General features: G+C 59.8%; 16 protein-coding genes. 7 read left to right on the top strand and 9 right to left on the bottom strand.

The window, feature by feature from the left end:
- Together ACA075_RS21330 and ACA075_RS21325 are read right to left on the bottom strand one after the other, a co-directional pair.
- Complete coding sequence (locus ACA075_RS21330) at positions 1-483, bottom strand: GreA/GreB family elongation factor (RefSeq protein ID WP_497295182.1); 483 nt, start codon at positions 481-483, stop codon at positions 1-3.
- 2 nt (positions 484-485) lie between these two features.
- Positions 486-896 carry a hypothetical protein gene (locus tag ACA075_RS21325; RefSeq protein ID WP_497295180.1) on the bottom strand — a complete coding sequence of 137 codons (411 nt, stop codon included), beginning with the start codon at positions 894-896 and terminating at the stop codon, positions 486-488.
- Positions 897-1,020: 124 nt separating this feature from the next.
- On the opposite strand from ACA075_RS21325, the gene earP reads away from it, so the two are divergent.
- A complete protein-coding gene (gene earP, locus ACA075_RS21320) occupies positions 1,021-2,178 on the top strand; it encodes an elongation factor P maturation arginine rhamnosyltransferase EarP (protein WP_497295178.1) in 1,158 nt (385 codons plus the stop codon).
- A 48-nt stretch (positions 2,179-2,226) separates the two neighbouring features.
- On the top strand, positions 2,227-2,796 hold the full coding sequence (locus tag ACA075_RS21315; protein ID WP_007943632.1) for an elongation factor P: 570 nt from the start codon (positions 2,227-2,229) through the stop codon (positions 2,794-2,796).
- Positions 2,797-2,908: 112 nt separating this feature from the next.
- On the opposite strand, the gene ACA075_RS21310 is transcribed toward ACA075_RS21315, so the two are convergent.
- The 4 genes from ACA075_RS21310 to ACA075_RS21295 form a co-directional block, all read right to left on the bottom strand.
- On the bottom strand, positions 2,909-3,922 hold the full coding sequence (locus tag ACA075_RS21310) for an alpha/beta hydrolase (protein ID WP_497295176.1): 1,014 nt from the start codon (positions 3,920-3,922) through the stop codon (positions 2,909-2,911).
- Positions 3,923-3,955: 33 nt separating this feature from the next.
- Complete coding sequence (locus ACA075_RS21305; RefSeq protein WP_497295174.1) at positions 3,956-4,375, bottom strand: organic hydroperoxide resistance protein; 420 nt, start codon at positions 4,373-4,375, stop codon at positions 3,956-3,958.
- 336 nt (positions 4,376-4,711) lie between these two features.
- Positions 4,712-5,173, bottom strand: coding sequence for a MarR family winged helix-turn-helix transcriptional regulator (locus ACA075_RS21300; protein WP_497299308.1), 462 nt, complete (start codon positions 5,171-5,173; stop codon positions 4,712-4,714).
- Between the two features lie 69 nt (positions 5,174-5,242).
- A complete protein-coding gene (locus ACA075_RS21295; RefSeq protein ID WP_497295173.1) occupies positions 5,243-6,199 on the bottom strand; it encodes a LysR family transcriptional regulator in 957 nt (318 codons plus the stop codon).
- Between the two features lie 124 nt (positions 6,200-6,323).
- Here ACA075_RS21295 and ACA075_RS21290 point away from each other — a divergent pair, with 124 nt between their 5' ends.
- Positions 6,324-7,058, top strand: coding sequence for a sulfite exporter TauE/SafE family protein (locus ACA075_RS21290; RefSeq protein ID WP_497299307.1), 735 nt, complete (start codon positions 6,324-6,326; stop codon positions 7,056-7,058).
- On the opposite strand, the gene ACA075_RS21285 is transcribed toward ACA075_RS21290, so the two are convergent.
- Positions 7,048-7,902 (bottom strand): LysR family transcriptional regulator, encoded by an 855-nt coding sequence (locus ACA075_RS21285; RefSeq protein ID WP_497295171.1) that lies wholly within the window; start codon positions 7,900-7,902, stop codon positions 7,048-7,050. The two genes, ACA075_RS21290 and ACA075_RS21285, sit on opposite strands and share 11 nt — an antisense overlap.
- Before the next feature lie 96 nt (positions 7,903-7,998).
- Between ACA075_RS21285 and ACA075_RS21280 the strand changes: the two genes are divergently transcribed.
- Both ACA075_RS21280 and ACA075_RS21275 read left to right on the top strand, forming a co-directional pair.
- A complete protein-coding gene (locus tag ACA075_RS21280) occupies positions 7,999-8,214 on the top strand; it encodes a DUF1127 domain-containing protein (protein WP_010461302.1) in 216 nt (71 codons plus the stop codon).
- Positions 8,215-8,278: 64 nt separating this feature from the next.
- On the top strand, positions 8,279-9,508 hold the full coding sequence (locus ACA075_RS21275) for a winged helix-turn-helix domain-containing protein (protein WP_497295169.1): 1,230 nt from the start codon (positions 8,279-8,281) through the stop codon (positions 9,506-9,508).
- A gap of 112 nt (positions 9,509-9,620) precedes the next feature.
- Here ACA075_RS21275 and ACA075_RS21270 read toward each other — a convergent pair whose 3' ends face one another.
- Positions 9,621-10,967, bottom strand: a complete 1,347-nt coding sequence (locus ACA075_RS21270) for a class II 3-deoxy-7-phosphoheptulonate synthase (RefSeq protein ID WP_109633622.1) — start codon at positions 10,965-10,967, stop codon at positions 9,621-9,623.
- Positions 10,968-11,116: 149 nt separating this feature from the next.
- Between ACA075_RS21270 and ACA075_RS21265 the strand changes: the two genes are divergently transcribed.
- A complete protein-coding gene (locus tag ACA075_RS21265) occupies positions 11,117-11,872 on the top strand; it encodes a spermidine synthase (protein ID WP_027925725.1) in 756 nt (251 codons plus the stop codon).
- Positions 11,873-12,011: 139 nt separating this feature from the next.
- Here the strand turns inward: ACA075_RS21265 and ACA075_RS21260 are convergent, their stop codons facing one another.
- Complete coding sequence (locus ACA075_RS21260; RefSeq protein ID WP_497295167.1) at positions 12,012-12,803, bottom strand: crotonase/enoyl-CoA hydratase family protein; 792 nt, start codon at positions 12,801-12,803, stop codon at positions 12,012-12,014.
- Between the two features lie 434 nt (positions 12,804-13,237).
- Here ACA075_RS21260 and ACA075_RS21255 point away from each other — a divergent pair, with 434 nt between their 5' ends.
- On the top strand, positions 13,238-14,911 hold the full coding sequence (locus tag ACA075_RS21255) for a DEAD/DEAH box helicase (protein WP_123510266.1): 1,674 nt from the start codon (positions 13,238-13,240) through the stop codon (positions 14,909-14,911).
- Positions 14,912-14,970: the final 59 nt, after the last annotated feature.

Below are 14,970 nucleotides of genomic sequence, written 5' to 3'. Positions count from 1 at the left end.
TCAGATGACCTCGGTGACAGCAAACTGTTGCCGAGCGCCCGCCACCAGAATCTCCACCTCGTCCCCTTCGAACTTGCCCAGCAGGCTTTTGCCCAGCGGTGAACGAGGGGTGATGACGGTGATCATCTGCCCGACCATATCGACTTTCAGACCCGCCGCGTCAGGCGCCAGAAACAGCCACTGCTCACGACCCTTTTCGTCTTCCAGGCCGAGCAGGGCACCCACTTCGATCCCGCGTTCTTCGTCATAAGGACGCAAGGTCAGGTTGTGGCAAAGTGTGAGTGACTGCCTGATCTCTTCCACACGTTTGGCTTGTCCGGCCGCCAGATACGACGCCTCCAGGCCCAAGGTGTCGTACTTGTTTTCGGCGATGTTTTCTTCGTGGGTCGCAGTTTCGTAGGCGGTTTGCGCGGCACGCTCGGCGATGTCGAGATCGATCCGAAGCTTGTCGATAATCAATCGATGGACGGCTTGTTTATTCATGGTCAGTCGCAGAATTGCAGGACGTTGGCGCGGCTTTTTTCGCTCGGCGCGGTCTGGTCCTGTTGCAGCCAGAACTGGCATTTCGGATTGGACAGGTTGCGGCGGGTGCTGCGGGCCTGATCCATTCGTTGCTGCTGTTCGTTCTTGCGCAGGTTCTCTTCATACTGTTCGAACAGCGGGCTTTGCGCCGGGATGTCCGGCACCGGTTGCACCACCACTGGCGGCTTGGCCAGTTGCTCTACAGCGGCGGCGACTGGCGCGAGTTGCTCGCTGAACAGCAGGCGCGAGGCGAGCCAGCAGGTCAGCGCGATTGCGAGAAATCCAAGCCACAGACCGAGGGCAATGCTGCCGGTCAATTGCAGCGCATTGAGCTGAATCGGCAACGGGCGGCGTGGGGCGGGACGGTAGGGCATGGCTGCCTCCTGGCGGGTGGTCGCGGGCGAATGGCGATTGTCGCACGAAGATTAATCGTCGTCGGCTCTTCTGCGCGAGGTAATTTATGCGGACAATCGGCGCCTTTGCCAACGGGAGCCTGGAATGCCTGAAATGCCTCAAGTGAAAAACCGCTGGCGCTGGGATGTTTTTTGCACCGTGGTCGACAACTTTGGCGACATCGGCGTGACCTGGCGCCTGGCCCGACAGCTGGTGGCCGAACAGGCCGTGGCGGTGCGCTTGTGGGTCGATGACCTGCGGGCCTTCGAACGCATCTGTCCTGAAATCGACATACACGCTTCGCAGCAATGGCATCAGGGTGTCGAGGTACGCCAGTGGCCCACCGAATGGCAACCCGCCGAAGCCGCTGATGTGGTGATCGCCGCGTTCGCCTGCCAGTTGCCGAGTCCTTACATGGACGCCATGGCTTCGCGGGAAAAGCCGCCGCTGTGGATGAACCTCGACTATCTGAGCGCCGAAGACTGGGTGGTCGGTTGTCACGGTTTGCCGTCTGTGAAGTACAAGAATGTGCAGAAGTACTTCTTCTTTCCGGGGTTCCAAAAAGGCACGGGCGGCTTGCTGCGTGAAAGCGGTCTGCTTGAACGGCGCAGGCAGTTTCAGCAAAACCCCGAGGCAGAGCGAGCATTCCTGAAGGGCTTGGGGATTGATCGCGCACCGAACGCCCATCTGATCTCACTGTTCGCGTATGAAAATAGCGGATTGGCCAGTTGGCTGGACACGATGGCCGCTGATTCAATCCCCACGCATCTGCTGGTGCCCGAAGGCCGGATTCTAGGGGATGTAGAACGCTGGCTTGGTGTCGATCAGCTGGTTGCCGGCGCGTTGCATGTGCGCGGAGAGTTAACCGTGCAAGTCTTGCCGTTCGTCCGACAGGATCAATACGATCACTTGCTCTGGTGTTGCGATTTCAACGCCGTGCGTGGCGAAGATTCCTTTGTCCGCGCGCAATGGGCAGGGCGGCCGCTGCTCTGGCACATCTATCAGCAGGACGAAGACATCCACTTGGACAAGCTCGACGCCTTCCTCACGCTGTACACCCAAGGCCTGTCCGAGCCTGCCCGCGAGGCGATCAGCGGTCTTTGGCGTGCGTGGAATGCAGGCCTTGATATGTCCGACCACTGGCTGACCACCCGTAAACACTGGCCGGAGCTGCAAAAACACGCCGAGGCGTGGTGTCTGGAACAGGCCTTGCAGGCCGATCTTGCCGCAGCGCTGGTACAGTTTTACCTAAATTGGATATGATACGCGGCCTAGATTTTTGTAAATCCCATCCAAATTCGGATATTCGCAATGAAAACTGGTAAAGAACTGAAACCCGGTACCGTGATCCGTCTCGAAAACGATCCTTGGCTGGTTCAGAAAGCTGAATTCACCAAGTCGGGTCGTAACAGCGCGATCATGAAGACCAAGCTGAAAAACCTGCTGACCGGTTACAAGACCGAGATCGTTTACAGCGCCGACGACAAACTGGACGACGTAATCCTCGACCGCAAAGAAGCGACCCTGTCCTTCATCAGCGGCGACACCTACACGTTCATGGACACCACCGACTACACCATGTACGAGCTGAACGCTGAAGACATCGAAGCCGTTCTGCCTTTCGTTGAAGAAGGCATGACCGATGTTTGCGAAGCGATCTTCTTCGAAGAACGCCTGGTTTCCGTAGAGCTGCCGACCACCATCGTGCGTCAGGTTGACTACACCGAAGGTTCCGCTCGCGGCGACACTTCCGGCAAGGTGATGAAGCCTGCCAAACTGAAGAACGGTACCGAGCTGTCGGTTGCTGACTTCATCGAAATCGGCGACATGATCGAGATCGATACCCGCGAAGGCGGTTCCTACAAAGGCCGTGCTAAATAAGCACCGCTTCAGGAATGAAAAAGCCCGACCATTGAGTCGGGCTTTTTTGTGCCTGTATGAAACACACTGCCCCTGTAGGTGCGGGCAAGCCTCGCGCCTACAGGGGGCAGTGTTATTTCAGGTGTTGCTTGAGCTCTTCAGAGGCTTGCAGCATCGCCGAGCGCACCGCCGGAACCTGGCTCACCACGTTGAGCAAACCGTAGTCGTGAATCATCCCGTTGTAACGAACTGCGGTAACCGGTACACCAGCCTCGTCCAGTTTGCGGGCATAGGCTTCACCTTCATCGCGCAAAACGTCGGCACCGGCTGTTTGCACCAGGGCAGGTGGCAGGCCTTTTAGTTGCGCAGTGGTCGCCCGCAGCGGCGAGGCATAGATTTCGTTACGTTGTTTGGCGTCGGTGGTGTAGTTGTCCCAGAACCACTTCATCATGTTTTTGGTGAGGAAGTGCCCCTCGGCAAACTGGTTGTAGGACGCGGTTTCGAAGCTGGCATCGGTCACCGGCCACAGCAGCACCTGGAACTTGATCGCCGGTGTGCCCTTGTCTTTGGCCATCAGTGCAACCACGGCCGCCATGTTGCCACCGACACTGTTGCCGGCCACGGCCAGGCGCTTGCCGTCGACGTTGATCTCTTTACCGTGCTCGGCCACCCATTTGGTCGCGGCGTAAGCCTGGTTGATCGCCACCGGATAATGCGCTTCCGGTGACGGGGTGTAATTGACGAACACCGCCGCTGCACCCGACCCCGTCACCAGGTCGCGAACCAGACGTTCGTGGGTCGGGAAATCCCCCAGCACCCAGCCACCGCCGTGGAAGAACATGAACACCGGCAGCTCGCCCTTGACTCCGGCCGGCCGGACGATGGTCAGGCTGAGCGGTTGGCCGTCGACTTGAATGGTCTTCTCGCTGACATCGGCTTTTGGCAATGTCAGTTTCACCGAGGCTTGCGCACCCACCAGCACCGCGCGGGCTTCTTTGGGGGTGAGTTGTTCCATCGGTTTGCCGGTGCCGGCATTCAGGACATCGAGGAACGCCTGGGTGTTGTGTTCAACCCCATCGCCCGCGAATGCGTTGCTGATGGACATAGCGAGAAGGGTGCCGGTCAAGACTTTGCTGAAAGTGTTCATGTTCATTTCCTGTTCGGGCCTGGTAGTCGGCGGTTAGACGGTCACGTGCAGGCGCACATCGACGTTGCCACGGGTTGCGTTCGAGTACGGGCAGACTTGGTGGGCAGCCTCGACCAGGCTTTGCGCGTCGGCTTGTTCAAGACCCGGCAGGCTGATGTGCAGGTCGATGTCCAGGCCGAAGCCGCCAGGGATCTGGCCGATGCCGACATGGGCGGTGATCGAGGAGTCGTTCGGGATGCTGCGTTTGGTCTGGCTGGCGACGAATTTCAGCGCGCCGATGAAGCAGGCGGAGTAGCCGGCTGCAAACAGTTGCTCAGGGTTGGTCGCTGCGCCGCCGGCACCACCGAGTTCTTTCGGGGTAGCGAGTTTGACGTCGAGGATGTTGTCACTGGAAACCGCACGACCGTCACGGCCGCCAGTGGAGGTTGCGATTGCGGTGTAGAGAGTTTGCATGGTGTGAGCCTCGTTCGGATTTTAGTTATTTGCGATAAATGTTTGCGCGCTAAGTAAGTGCGAAGTGAATGTATCGCGCCAATATCTTGCGCGCAAGATAAAATTTTTAAAAAGTTTTGGGTTAGAGGAGGGCGCGGATTGGATGTGTTGAGTTAGAGCGGTTGCGGAAGGGTTTTTCAGCGAATTTTTTTCAGGGATGTAACGAGTCGGCAGGGACACCGCATAGCAAATGTGGGAGCGGGCTTGCTCGCGAAGGCGGCGTATCAGGCAACATTTTTGTCGACTGACACACCGCGAGCAAGCCCGCTCCCACAGGGATGTACATGAATTTTTAGATTAGAGACTGTCTTGCAGATTGCTACGCAGCTCTTGTAGCTCCGCTTGAAGTTTTTGCAGTCTCTCAAGCGTCATTCCGCTTGCACCGAGGATGCACTGGGGAATGCTGCGTGCCTTGTCGCGCAACGCACGGCCCTGTTCGGTCAGCTCGACGATTACCACCCGTTCATCCTCACGGCTGCGGGTGCGACTGAGCAATCCCTCGACTTCCAGGCGTTTGAGCAAGGGGGTCAGTGAGCCCGGGTCTGTCAGCAATCGCGTGCTGATTTCGCCTACGGTCAACCCGTCCCGCTCCCATAACACCATCATCGCCAGATACTGCGGATAGGTCAGGCCCAGCGCTTGCAACAGCGGCTTGTACACCTTGGTCATCAGCAGCGAGGTGGAATGCAGGGCGAAGCAAGCCTGGTTATCCAGCAGCAGCGGGTCGCAGTTATCCGGGGTGTTGCGTTCGGTGGTCATTTCAAAGCCTTGATCAGTGATCGTCATGAATCTAGCGGACGAATCTTTAATGCACCAGACAATTCTAGACTAGTGCCGGTCCAGGGTGTTTTGCAGTGCCAGGTCCCACGGTGGAATCGGGCTGAAGCGGGTTTTCAGGTATTCCAGAAGCAGGCGGCTGCGCGAATTGGGTTGTTGCGACAGTCGCAACGCATAGATGCCGGTGGATTCCGCGGGGGGCAGGCCGTTTTCACAAAACAGCGGCATTAACTCGCCGCGCAACAGGTATTCGCTGGCCAGCCAGGACGGCAAATGCGCGATGCCCAGTCCGGCCAATGCACCGCAAACCAGTGCCTCGGCATTGTTGGCACTCATGCGGATGCGCGCCGGGCGATGCAGGTGCAGGTGCCCGTCGCGTTCGAAACGCCAAGCGAAGGGTGGGGCCAGGCCGTCCCAGTCGAGGCCGTCATGATCGATCAACTGCGTCGGCTCGGTCGGGACGCCGCGACGTTTCAGGTACTCGGGGCTGGCGCAGGCAATGCGCACCATACTTGCCAGCGGCGTGGCCACCAGCCGGGTGTCGGCCATTTGCCCGGCGCGCAGCACCAGGTCCACCTTGCCCAGGTTCAGCCCCTGCATGTCTACAAAACTGTCGATCAAATGCAATTGCACGTCGAGGCCGGGGTACAGCATCAGAAAGTCGGCAATCACTGGCGCCAGGTGCCGTCGGCCGAACGCCGCTGGCGCATCAATCCGGATCAAGCCTTCGGGCGCGCTGCTCAGTGATACGGCTTCGGCGCGGGCCAGGCGCAATTCCGCCACAATCCGTCGCGCCCGTTCGGCGAACGCCAGGCCTGCAGGAGTGGCGCGCACCGCGTGGGTGCTGCGAATGAACAGCTGGCTGCCGACTGCGTTTTCCAGGCTGTCGATACGCCGCGCCACCGCCGAAGGCGTCAGCGGATGTCGGCGGGAGGCCGCGGAAAAGCTCCCGGTTTCCAGCACATCAAGGAAAAGGCCAAGCTGTTCGGTCAATTGATTCGGGTTCATGGTGTATCAGCGCTTATGCAAAGTTGGCACAGCCATTGTGCGTTGCTGTGCGTTTCCCTGCCAGCGTCGACTGCGTAGGATGAATGCCCTGACAAAAGGAAAATCGCCTGTGATTGAGTTCGTGATGTATCTGGCCTTCGGCGCAGCCCTGGGAACCCTCGGCGGGCTATTCGGCATTGGCGGTGGCTTGATCGCAATTCCATTGCTGGGCGTGCTGTTCGGTCTCGATCAGCAAATTGCCCAAGGCACGGCGCTGGTTATGGTAGTGCCCAACGTGATGCTGGCGCTGTGGCGCTATCACCAGCGCAACCGCATCGAAATGCGCCACGCGCTGCCATTGGCGACGATGGGCTTTTGCTTCGCCTGGATCGGGTCGATCTGGGCGGTGGGCATTGACGCGCAAACCATGCGCGTAGGCTTTGTCGCGTTCCTGATTGCCCTGTCGGCCTATAACCTGGTGCGCATGTTTACCGCTAACGCACCGGCGTCTGCCCAGATGCGTTATTCCTGGCCATGGTTGGGCGTGCTTGGTGCGGCATCCGGCACCATGGGCGGATTGTTCGGAGTGGGCGGGGCGGTGGTGGCGACGCCGGTGTTGACCAGCCTGTTCGGCACCACCCAGGTGGTGGCTCAAGGCTTGTCGCTGGCCCTGGCGCTGCCCAGCACCGGCGTCACACTGGTGACGTACGCGGTGCATCATCAAGTGGACTGGATGATCGGTTTGCCGTTGGCCGTCGGCGGGTTGATGAGCATCAGCTGGGGCGTGAAGATCGCCCACGCCATGCCGGAGCGGCTATTGCGCGGGCTGTTCTGCGGTTTCCTGGTGCTGTGTGCGGTGATGCTCGCGTTTAAAGTTTGAAGCCTTCGACGATGTGCTCGGCCAGGCACTCGGTGATCGGTGACGGGTTGTGCAGGTTGCGCACCAGCATGATGCAGGCTTCCGGCAACAGCGGCAGGTCTTCGGCTTCTCCCAGGATGCGCATGTCCGGTGTGATCAGGCTTTCCAGTTGCGCGGTCACCGCGAGGCCCGCACTGACCACAGCCATCAACGCCGACAGGCTCGAACTATTGTAGGCAATGCGGTAGTCGCGACCCATGGCGTCCAGCGCATTGCACGCCCACAGCCGGCAGAAACAATCACTGTTGAACATCGCCAAGGGCAACGGCGTCTGCTCGTGGGCGTTGAAGCATTGTGCTTCGGCCCAGACGAAACGCTCCTTGCGCAGCAACTGGCCGATTTCAGTACCGGGCTCGCGGGTGACGATCGACAAGTCCAGGTCCTGGCGTTGCAACAGTTGTTTGGTTGATTCGCAGTGAACCTCGATCTGGATCAGCGGGTAAATCTTGGCGAAGCGCGACAGGATCCCCGGCAGGAAACGCATGACGTAATCGTCGGGCGTGCCGATGCGCACGGTGCCGACCATGTGCGGTTCGCGCAGGGTATTGAAGACTTCGCTGTGGAGTTTGAGGATGCGCCGCGCGTAACCCAGCAATACCTGGCCCTCGGCGGTCAGCTTGACCTGGCGTCCATCACGTTCGAACAGCTGGCGCTGCAACACGTCTTCTTCCAGACGCTTCATCTGCATGCTCACCGCTGACTGCGTGCGGTTGACCATTTCACCGGCACGGGTAAACCCCCCCTGGTCGGCAATGGCGACAAAGGTGCGCAGCACGTCAGTATCGATACTTGGGTACGCCGACATCCATCAATCTCCGAGATGGTTACCATCAGAAACATTCGTTGGATTGATCTTAGCGCTGAGGCGAGACTTGAGCCATCCCTAAAGGAGGGCAGCAAGATGAAAGGTCATAACGAGCATGTAACGGAAGAAAAATTCTCAATCCACGCGGTATCCGATCTGCTGCACAAGTTTAGTCGCTGGTACGAACTTCACCGTGAACGTGAACTGCTGGCAAGCTTGAGCGACGAAGCACTGAAAGATATTGGCGTCAGTCGTGCGGATGTAGAGCATGAGTCGGTCAGGCCGTTCTGGGACGATCCGATGCATAAATGATGAGGCGATCGCTACACAAACCCCTCTCTGGTGAGGTAGGTTGCGAGCAGACACGGAGGTATTCATGCCCGCAACGCTGTCCTTTTCCAACAAACAGGCTCGACGTCTGGCGCTGGCCGCCCAAGGGTTCAACGGGCGGCAACCGCCAGCGGCGATCAAATCGGTTCAGCTCAACCGGCTGATTGAACGGCTGGGCATTCTGCAGATCGATTCGGTCAATGCGTTGGTGCGTTCGCACTACCTTCCCTTGTTTTCCCGCCTCGGAAATTACTCCCCCGATTTGCTCGATCAGGCTGCCTGGAGTCAGGGCCGACGTCGCACGTTGTTCGAATATTGGGGCCATGAAGCTTCGTTGCTGCCTATGTCGATGTACCCCTTGATGCGTTGGCGCATGCGGCGTGCGACGCGCGGCGAAGACATCTATCAGCAACTGGCACGTTTCGGTCGCGAGCAGCAGGACACGATTCGCCGGGTGCTGGCCTCGGTTCAGGAAATCGGCGCACTGGGGGCCGGAAGCTTGTCGACCCGTCAGGAGCGGGCTGGGCCCTGGTGGGACTGGAGCGCTGAAAAGCATGCGCTGGAATGGTTGTTCGCCGCTGGTGAAGTCACGGTTGCCGGCCGCCGTGGATTCGAGCGGCTGTATGACCTGCCGGAGCGGGTGATTCCTTCGGCGGTTCTGCAACAGCCGTTGCTCAGTGAAGCCGAGGCTCAGCGGGGGCTGTTGCTGCATGCCGCGACGGCACTGGGGGTTGGCACGGAAAAGGACCTGCGCGATTATTTTCGCCTGAACCCGGCAGACAGCCGGCCGCGTCTGGCGGAATTGGTGGAAGCGGGTGAATTGCTGGCCTGCGAGGTTCAGGGCTGGCGTCAACCGGCCTACTGCTTGCCCGAGCCGAAAGTGCCGCGCAAGGTCGAGTCCAGTGCCTTGCTATCACCTTTCGACTCGTTGATCTGGGAGCGCAGCCGCACCGAGCGATTGTTCGATTTCCGTTATCGACTGGAGATTTACACGCCGCAGGACAAACGGGTCTACGGCTATTACGTACTGCCGTTTTTGCACAATGAACGGATTGCCGCGCGGGTTGATCTGCGTGCCGAACGAGCGTTGGGCCGGCTGGCGGTGCATGCCGTGCATGAAGAGGAGCCAGGGCTGGACGAGGCGGGGATGCTGGCGTTGGCGCTCAATCTACAGCAGATGGCCAATTGGCTGGGGCTTGCGCAGGTTCAGCTCAATTGCCCGCGGGTGAGTGCGGCGCGGTTGCGGGTAGCGTTGGCACAGATTGGTGGTGACTGACCTGACGCTTTCGCGGGCAAGCCCGCTCCCACAGTGACCGCGCCGATCATGAATTATGTGTACGGCGCGAATCCTGTGGGAGCGAGCATGCTCGCGATGGGGGCGACGCGGTTTAGCGTCGAACCTGCTTCAGCGTCTCGGCAATCAGGAACGCCAATTCCAGTGACTGATCGGCATTCATCCGCGGATCGCAATGGGTGTGGTAACGGTCCGACAACCCGTCTTCAGTAATCGGCCGCGCGCCACCAATGCACTCGGTCACGTTCTGCCCGGTCATCTCGATGTGGATACCGCCGGCGTAGCTGCCTTCCGCTTCGTGAACCTGGAAGAACTGCTTCACTTCACCGAGGATCTGCGCGAAGTCGCGGGTCTTGTAGCCGCTGCTGGCCTTGATGGTGTTGCCGTGCATCGGGTCCGAGCTCCAGAGCACCTGCTTGCCTTCACGCTGCACCGCGCGGATCAACGCTGGCAAGTGATCGCCAACCTTGTTCGCGCCCATGCGTGCGATCAGGTTCAAGCGGCCCGGATCGTTGTCCGGGTTAAGCACGTCAATCAGGCGAATCAAGTCTTCGGGGTTCATGCTCGGGCCGACCTTGACCCCGATCGGATTGTTCACGCCGCGCAGGAATTCGACGTGGGCGCCGTCGAGCTGACGGGTGCGGTCGCCGATCCACAGCATGTGCGCCGAGCAATCGTAGTAATCGTTGGTCAGGCTGTCGCGGCGCACGAAGGCTTCTTCGTAATTCAGCAGCAGCGCTTCGTGGGCCGTGAAGAAACTGGTTTCGCGCAGTTGTGGCGAACTGTCCATGCCGCAAGCGCGCATGAAGGCCAGGGTTTCATCGATGCGATCGGCCAAATGGCTGTATTTCTCGGCCAGTGCGGAGTTGGCGATGAAATCCAGGTTCCATTTGTGCACTTGATGCAGGTCGGCGAAACCGCCCTGGGCGAAAGCGCGCAGCAGGTTCAGGGTGGCGGTGGACTGGTGATAGGACTGCAGCAGGCGCTCCGGGTCCGGCACGCGGCTTTTTTCGTCGAAACCAATGCCGTTGACGATGTCGCCACGGTAGGCGGGCAGGGTCACGCCGTCGATGGTCTCGTCGTTGGCCGAGCGGGGTTTGGCGAACTGGCCGGCCATGCGCCCGACCTTGACCACCGGGCAACCCGCGGCGAAGGTCATGACGATCGCCATCTGCAGCAAGACTTTAAAGGTGTCGCGAATTTTCGCGGCCGAGAACTCGGCGAAGCTTTCGGCGCAGTCGCCTCCTTGCAACAGAAACGCGCGGCCCTGGGTGACCTGGGCAAACTGACGGCGCAACTCCCGGGCCTCACCGGCAAACACCAGCGGCGGATAGCTCGCCAGGGTTTGCTCGACCTGCAGCAAGTGCGCCGCGTCGGGGTAGTGGGGTTGTTGCTGGATCGGCAGGGCACGCCAGCTGTCAGGGCTCCAGGGTTGGCTCATCACGGTCTCGGTTGTTTTACGCTCGGGCGTTCATGTTATCAGCAAATTAGTGCGTGACCTGTTCCGCTTGCTTCGCGGACAATCGCGCCTTTGCCGCTTCATGTTGCGGTTTATCGCGTTGCCGGGCCAGGTGACGATCAGGAGACGAAATGACTGAGGAGCGCGTCGAGCATCTGCTCGCCGAGGTACAGGATGAGTTCGGCGTGATTCGCGTGCTGGAAGTGGCCGATTACCGTTTTCTCGAGTTCGGTGATGCCATTGAGCAGAGCTGCGTGTTCACGGCTGACCCGAGCTGGCTCGAGTACGATTACACCCGGGCGATGCTGATTGGCGCGCTGTGCCACGAACAGCCGGAAAGCGCGCTGTTTCTTGGTCTCGGCGCCGGCACGCTGACCCAGGCGTGCCTCAAGTTTCTGCCGCTTGAAGATGTCGAAGCCATCGAGTTGCGCCCCGACGTACCGCGTCTGGCCATTGAGTATCTTGGCCTGGATGACGATCCGCGGTTGTACATCCGCGTCGGCGATGCGCTGGAATTGCTCGATACCGCTGAACCGGCGGACCTGATCTTCGTCGACCTTTATACCGATGTCGGTCCGGGTGTCGGGCATCTGGCCTGGAGCTTTCTGGAAAACTGTCAGAAACGCTTGAATCCGGGCGGCTGGCTGGTGATCAATCAATGGGCCACCGACGACGGCAAGCCCTTGGGCGCTGCATTGTTGCGCGGGCTCTATCACCGGCATTACTGGGAGCTGCCGGTGAAGGAGGGCAACGTGATTCTGATCGTGCCTTCGGAACTGGATCAGGAACTGGACATGGATGGACTGCTTGCCCGGGCCGAGGGGCTGGCGCCGCGGTTGGGGTATTCGTTGCAGTCGTTGATCAAGGCGATTCGCCCGGCAACATGAGGCGATGAGGCCCTGTGGCGAGGGAGCTTGCTCCCGCTTGAGTGCGCAGCGCTCACAAAATCAGCATTGATCGCGAAGATTTTTGGGGCCGCTTCGCTGCCCAGCGGGAGCAAGCTCCCTCGCCACAACAGCCGGCTTGTTAGCAGCCTTTGAAGATGCCCGGCCGCTTCTCGACCATCGACCGCACACCTTCCCGGGCATCCTCACTCGCTAGCAACTTCTTCACCAACGGCGGCAATCCCTTCGCTGCCGCCGTTTCCCCTTCATAACGCGCCTGCCGCGCAGACATCAACGTCGCCTGAACCCCCAGCGGCGCCTGCCGGGCTATCCGCTCAGCCAATTCAATGGCACGCGGCAGCAGATCCTCGCTGGCCATGACTTCCTGCACCAACCCCAGGTGCAACGCGTCATGCGCATCGAATTCATCGCCAGTCAGCAGCCAGCGCATGGCATTGCCCCAGCCGGCGACTTGATGCAGGCGCAACGTGGCGCCACCGAAGGGGAAGATCCCGCGCTGCACTTCCTTCTGCGCAAAACGGGTGTTGCTCGCGCAGAGGTTGATGTCGGCGGCCAGCATCAGCTCGATGCCGATGGTCAGGCAGTAGCCTTGCGCGGCGACAATCACCGGTTTGCTCACCCGGGGGCCGGCAAACACGCCCCACGGATCGCAACCGCCGGGCGGTGCTTGCCAGCCTTCGGCCAGGGCAGCGCTGGCATTGATCAGGTCGAGCCCGGCAGTGAAATGCTCACCGTGAGCGAACACCACCGCCACGCGCGCATCGCTGTCGGCCTCGAACTCGCCGTAGGCCAAACTCAGTGCGTTGAGCAGATCGAGGTCGAAGGCGTTGCGCTTGGCCACTCGATCCAGGCCGATCATCAGGACATGACCGTGTCGTTCGCGGGTGACACGACTGGAGCCGGGCTGATTCATGGAGCATTTCCTCGGGCGGGAAGGGTGTGCCAGACCGCTGGTCAAGACCGCGGGTCTGGGTCACAAGGATGAACCGTTTTAGCGCCATCGCCAGCAGGGCCGGGCCTTTGAAAAATAGACCGTTGCACGATTATCCGCAAAGCGTGTGACACAACGGCGTATACGTCAGTTTTCCGACAAATAATGCTCCCTTTTTGGGCGATTTCCGGTATAGTGCGCGCCGGCCTTTAACCGGGCCGCGTTTAGGTAGCGCAATTTCCCGAAGTCAGCTTCGGCTGCACGTCCGCACAGCGGACTCTCCCTTGACGAATCTTTTTCATTCATTCGTTTTCGCAAATCCCCGCCGACAAAGCAGCCAGGGCGACTCTTGAGTCTTACACGGCATGCGCAGCTTTGGAGCATGGGTCTTTGCGGATGCACTTAGAGGCAGACCCATGACCCAGGAAACCGGCGGCTTCGCCGCTTTTAATCTTAATCCGAATATTCTTGCAGCCGTCATCGCGACTGGCTACGAAGAGCCTTCGGCTATTCAGCAGCAATCGATCCCGATCATCATGGCCGGCCACGACATGATTGGCCAAGCGCAAACCGGTACCGGTAAAACCGCCGCGTTCGCCCTGCCGATCCTGCACCGCATCGATCCTGCCAAGCGCGAGCCGCAAGCCCTGATCCTGGCGCCAACCCGTGAGTTGGCGCTGCAAGTAGCAACCGCTTTCGAAACCTACGCCAAGCAAATGCCGGGCGTTACCGTTGTGGCCGTTTACGGCGGCGCCCCGATGGGCCCACAACTGAAAGCAATCCGTAATGGCGCGCAGATCGTTGTAGCCACGCCGGGCCGTCTGTGCGACCACCTGCGTCGTGACGAAAAAGTCCTGTCGACCGTGAACCACCTGGTTCTGGACGAAGCGGACGAAATGCTCAAGCTGGGTTTCATGGACGACCTCGAAGTTATCTTCAAGGCTTTGCCACCAACCCGTCAGACCGTATTGTTCTCGGCCACCCTGCCGCAGTCGATCCGTGCCATTGCCGAACGCCATCTGCGCGATCCGCAACACGTGAAGATCCAGACCAAGACTCAGACCGTTACCGCGATCGAACAGGCTCACCTGTTGGTTCACGCTGACCAGAAGACCTCGGCTGTATTGAGCCTGCTGGAAGTGGAAGACTTCGACGCCCTGATCATGTTCGTGCGCACCAAGCAAGCGACCCTGGACCTGGCCAGTGCCCTGGAAGCCAAAGGCTACAAAGCCGCTGCGCTGAACGGTGACATTGCTCAGAACCAGCGTGAGCGCGTGATCGAATCCCTCAAGGATGGCCGTCTGGACATCGTTGTAGCGACCGACGTTGCTGCTCGTGGCCTGGACGTTCCGCGCATCACTCACGTGTTCAACGTTGACATGCCATACGATCCAGAGTCCTACGTTCACCGTATCGGCCGTACTGGCCGTGCCGGTCGCGAAGGTCGTGCACTGTTGCTGGTGACGCCGCGTGAGCGCCGCATGCTGCAAGTGATCGAGCGTGTAACCGGTCAGAAAGTTGCCGAAGTCCGCCTGCCGGATGCTCAGGCCGTTCTCGATGCCCGCATCAAGAAACTGACCAACAGCCTGTCGCCACTGGTTGCTGATGCCGAATCGACCCACGGTGATCTGCTGGATCGCCTGACTGCCGACATCGGTTGCACCCCGCGTGCACTGGCCGCTGCTCTGTTGCGCAAGGCAACCAACGCTCAGGCGCTGACCCTGGCCGCGATCGAGAAAGAACGTCCACTGGTGCCGAACAACGCTCCGCGTGGCGATCGTCCAGAGCGCACTGGTGATCGTCCGGACCGTGGTGATCGTGAGCGTCGTGCTCCGGTTGCATTGGCCGAAGGTCGTGCTCGTTGCCGTACCGCGCTGGGTGCGCGTGATGGTATCGCTGCCAAGAACCTGCTGGGCGCTATCCTCAACGAAGGTGGCCTGGCTCGCGAAGCAATCGGTCGCATTCAGGTACGTGACAGCTTCAGCCTCGTCGAGCTGCCGGAAGATGGTCTGGAGAAACTGCTGACCAAGCTGAAGGACACTCGCGTTGCCGGTAAGCAGTTGAAGCTGCGTCGCTATCGCGAAGATTGATCCGCTCCCGGGCTGATTGATCGAACATAAAAAATCCCCGACTGGTTCGGGGATTTTTT

The sequence above is a fragment of the Pseudomonas sp. LBUM1663 genome, from assembly GCF_059695905.1.
The sequence above is the reverse complement of the archived record's forward strand: the minus strand, read 5'-3'. Positions and strand labels throughout refer to the sequence as shown.

Excerpts from the sequence above, each read along its gene's own strand:
- ACA075_RS21330 (WP_497295182.1), bottom strand. The coding sequence starts at position 483 with ATGAATAAACAAGCCGTCCATCGATTGATTATCGACAAGCTTCGGATC.
- ACA075_RS21325 (WP_497295180.1), bottom strand. The coding sequence starts at position 896 with ATGCCCTACCGTCCCGCCCCACGCCGCCCGTTGCCGATTCAGCTCAAT.
- earP (WP_497295178.1), top strand. The coding sequence starts at position 1,021 with ATGCCTGAAATGCCTCAAGTGAAAAACCGCTGGCGCTGGGATGTTTTT.
- ACA075_RS21315 (WP_007943632.1), top strand. The coding sequence starts at position 2,227 with ATGAAAACTGGTAAAGAACTGAAACCCGGTACCGTGATCCGTCTCGAA.
- ACA075_RS21310 (WP_497295176.1), bottom strand. The coding sequence starts at position 3,922 with ATGAACACTTTCAGCAAAGTCTTGACCGGCACCCTTCTCGCTATGTCC.
- ACA075_RS21305 (WP_497295174.1), bottom strand. The coding sequence starts at position 4,375 with ATGCAAACTCTCTACACCGCAATCGCAACCTCCACTGGCGGCCGTGAC.
- ACA075_RS21300 (WP_497299308.1), bottom strand. The coding sequence starts at position 5,173 with ATGACCACCGAACGCAACACCCCGGATAACTGCGACCCGCTGCTGCTG.
- ACA075_RS21295 (WP_497295173.1), bottom strand. The coding sequence starts at position 6,199 with ATGAACCCGAATCAATTGACCGAACAGCTTGGCCTTTTCCTTGATGTG.
- ACA075_RS21290 (WP_497299307.1), top strand. The coding sequence starts at position 6,324 with ATGTATCTGGCCTTCGGCGCAGCCCTGGGAACCCTCGGCGGGCTATTC.
- ACA075_RS21285 (WP_497295171.1), bottom strand. The coding sequence starts at position 7,902 with ATGTCGGCGTACCCAAGTATCGATACTGACGTGCTGCGCACCTTTGTC.
- ACA075_RS21280 (WP_010461302.1), top strand. The coding sequence starts at position 7,999 with ATGAAAGGTCATAACGAGCATGTAACGGAAGAAAAATTCTCAATCCAC.
- ACA075_RS21275 (WP_497295169.1), top strand. The coding sequence starts at position 8,279 with ATGCCCGCAACGCTGTCCTTTTCCAACAAACAGGCTCGACGTCTGGCG.
- ACA075_RS21270 (WP_109633622.1), bottom strand. The coding sequence starts at position 10,967 with ATGAGCCAACCCTGGAGCCCTGACAGCTGGCGTGCCCTGCCGATCCAG.
- ACA075_RS21265 (WP_027925725.1), top strand. The coding sequence starts at position 11,117 with ATGACTGAGGAGCGCGTCGAGCATCTGCTCGCCGAGGTACAGGATGAG.
- ACA075_RS21260 (WP_497295167.1), bottom strand. The coding sequence starts at position 12,803 with ATGAATCAGCCCGGCTCCAGTCGTGTCACCCGCGAACGACACGGTCAT.
- ACA075_RS21255 (WP_123510266.1), top strand. The coding sequence starts at position 13,238 with ATGACCCAGGAAACCGGCGGCTTCGCCGCTTTTAATCTTAATCCGAAT.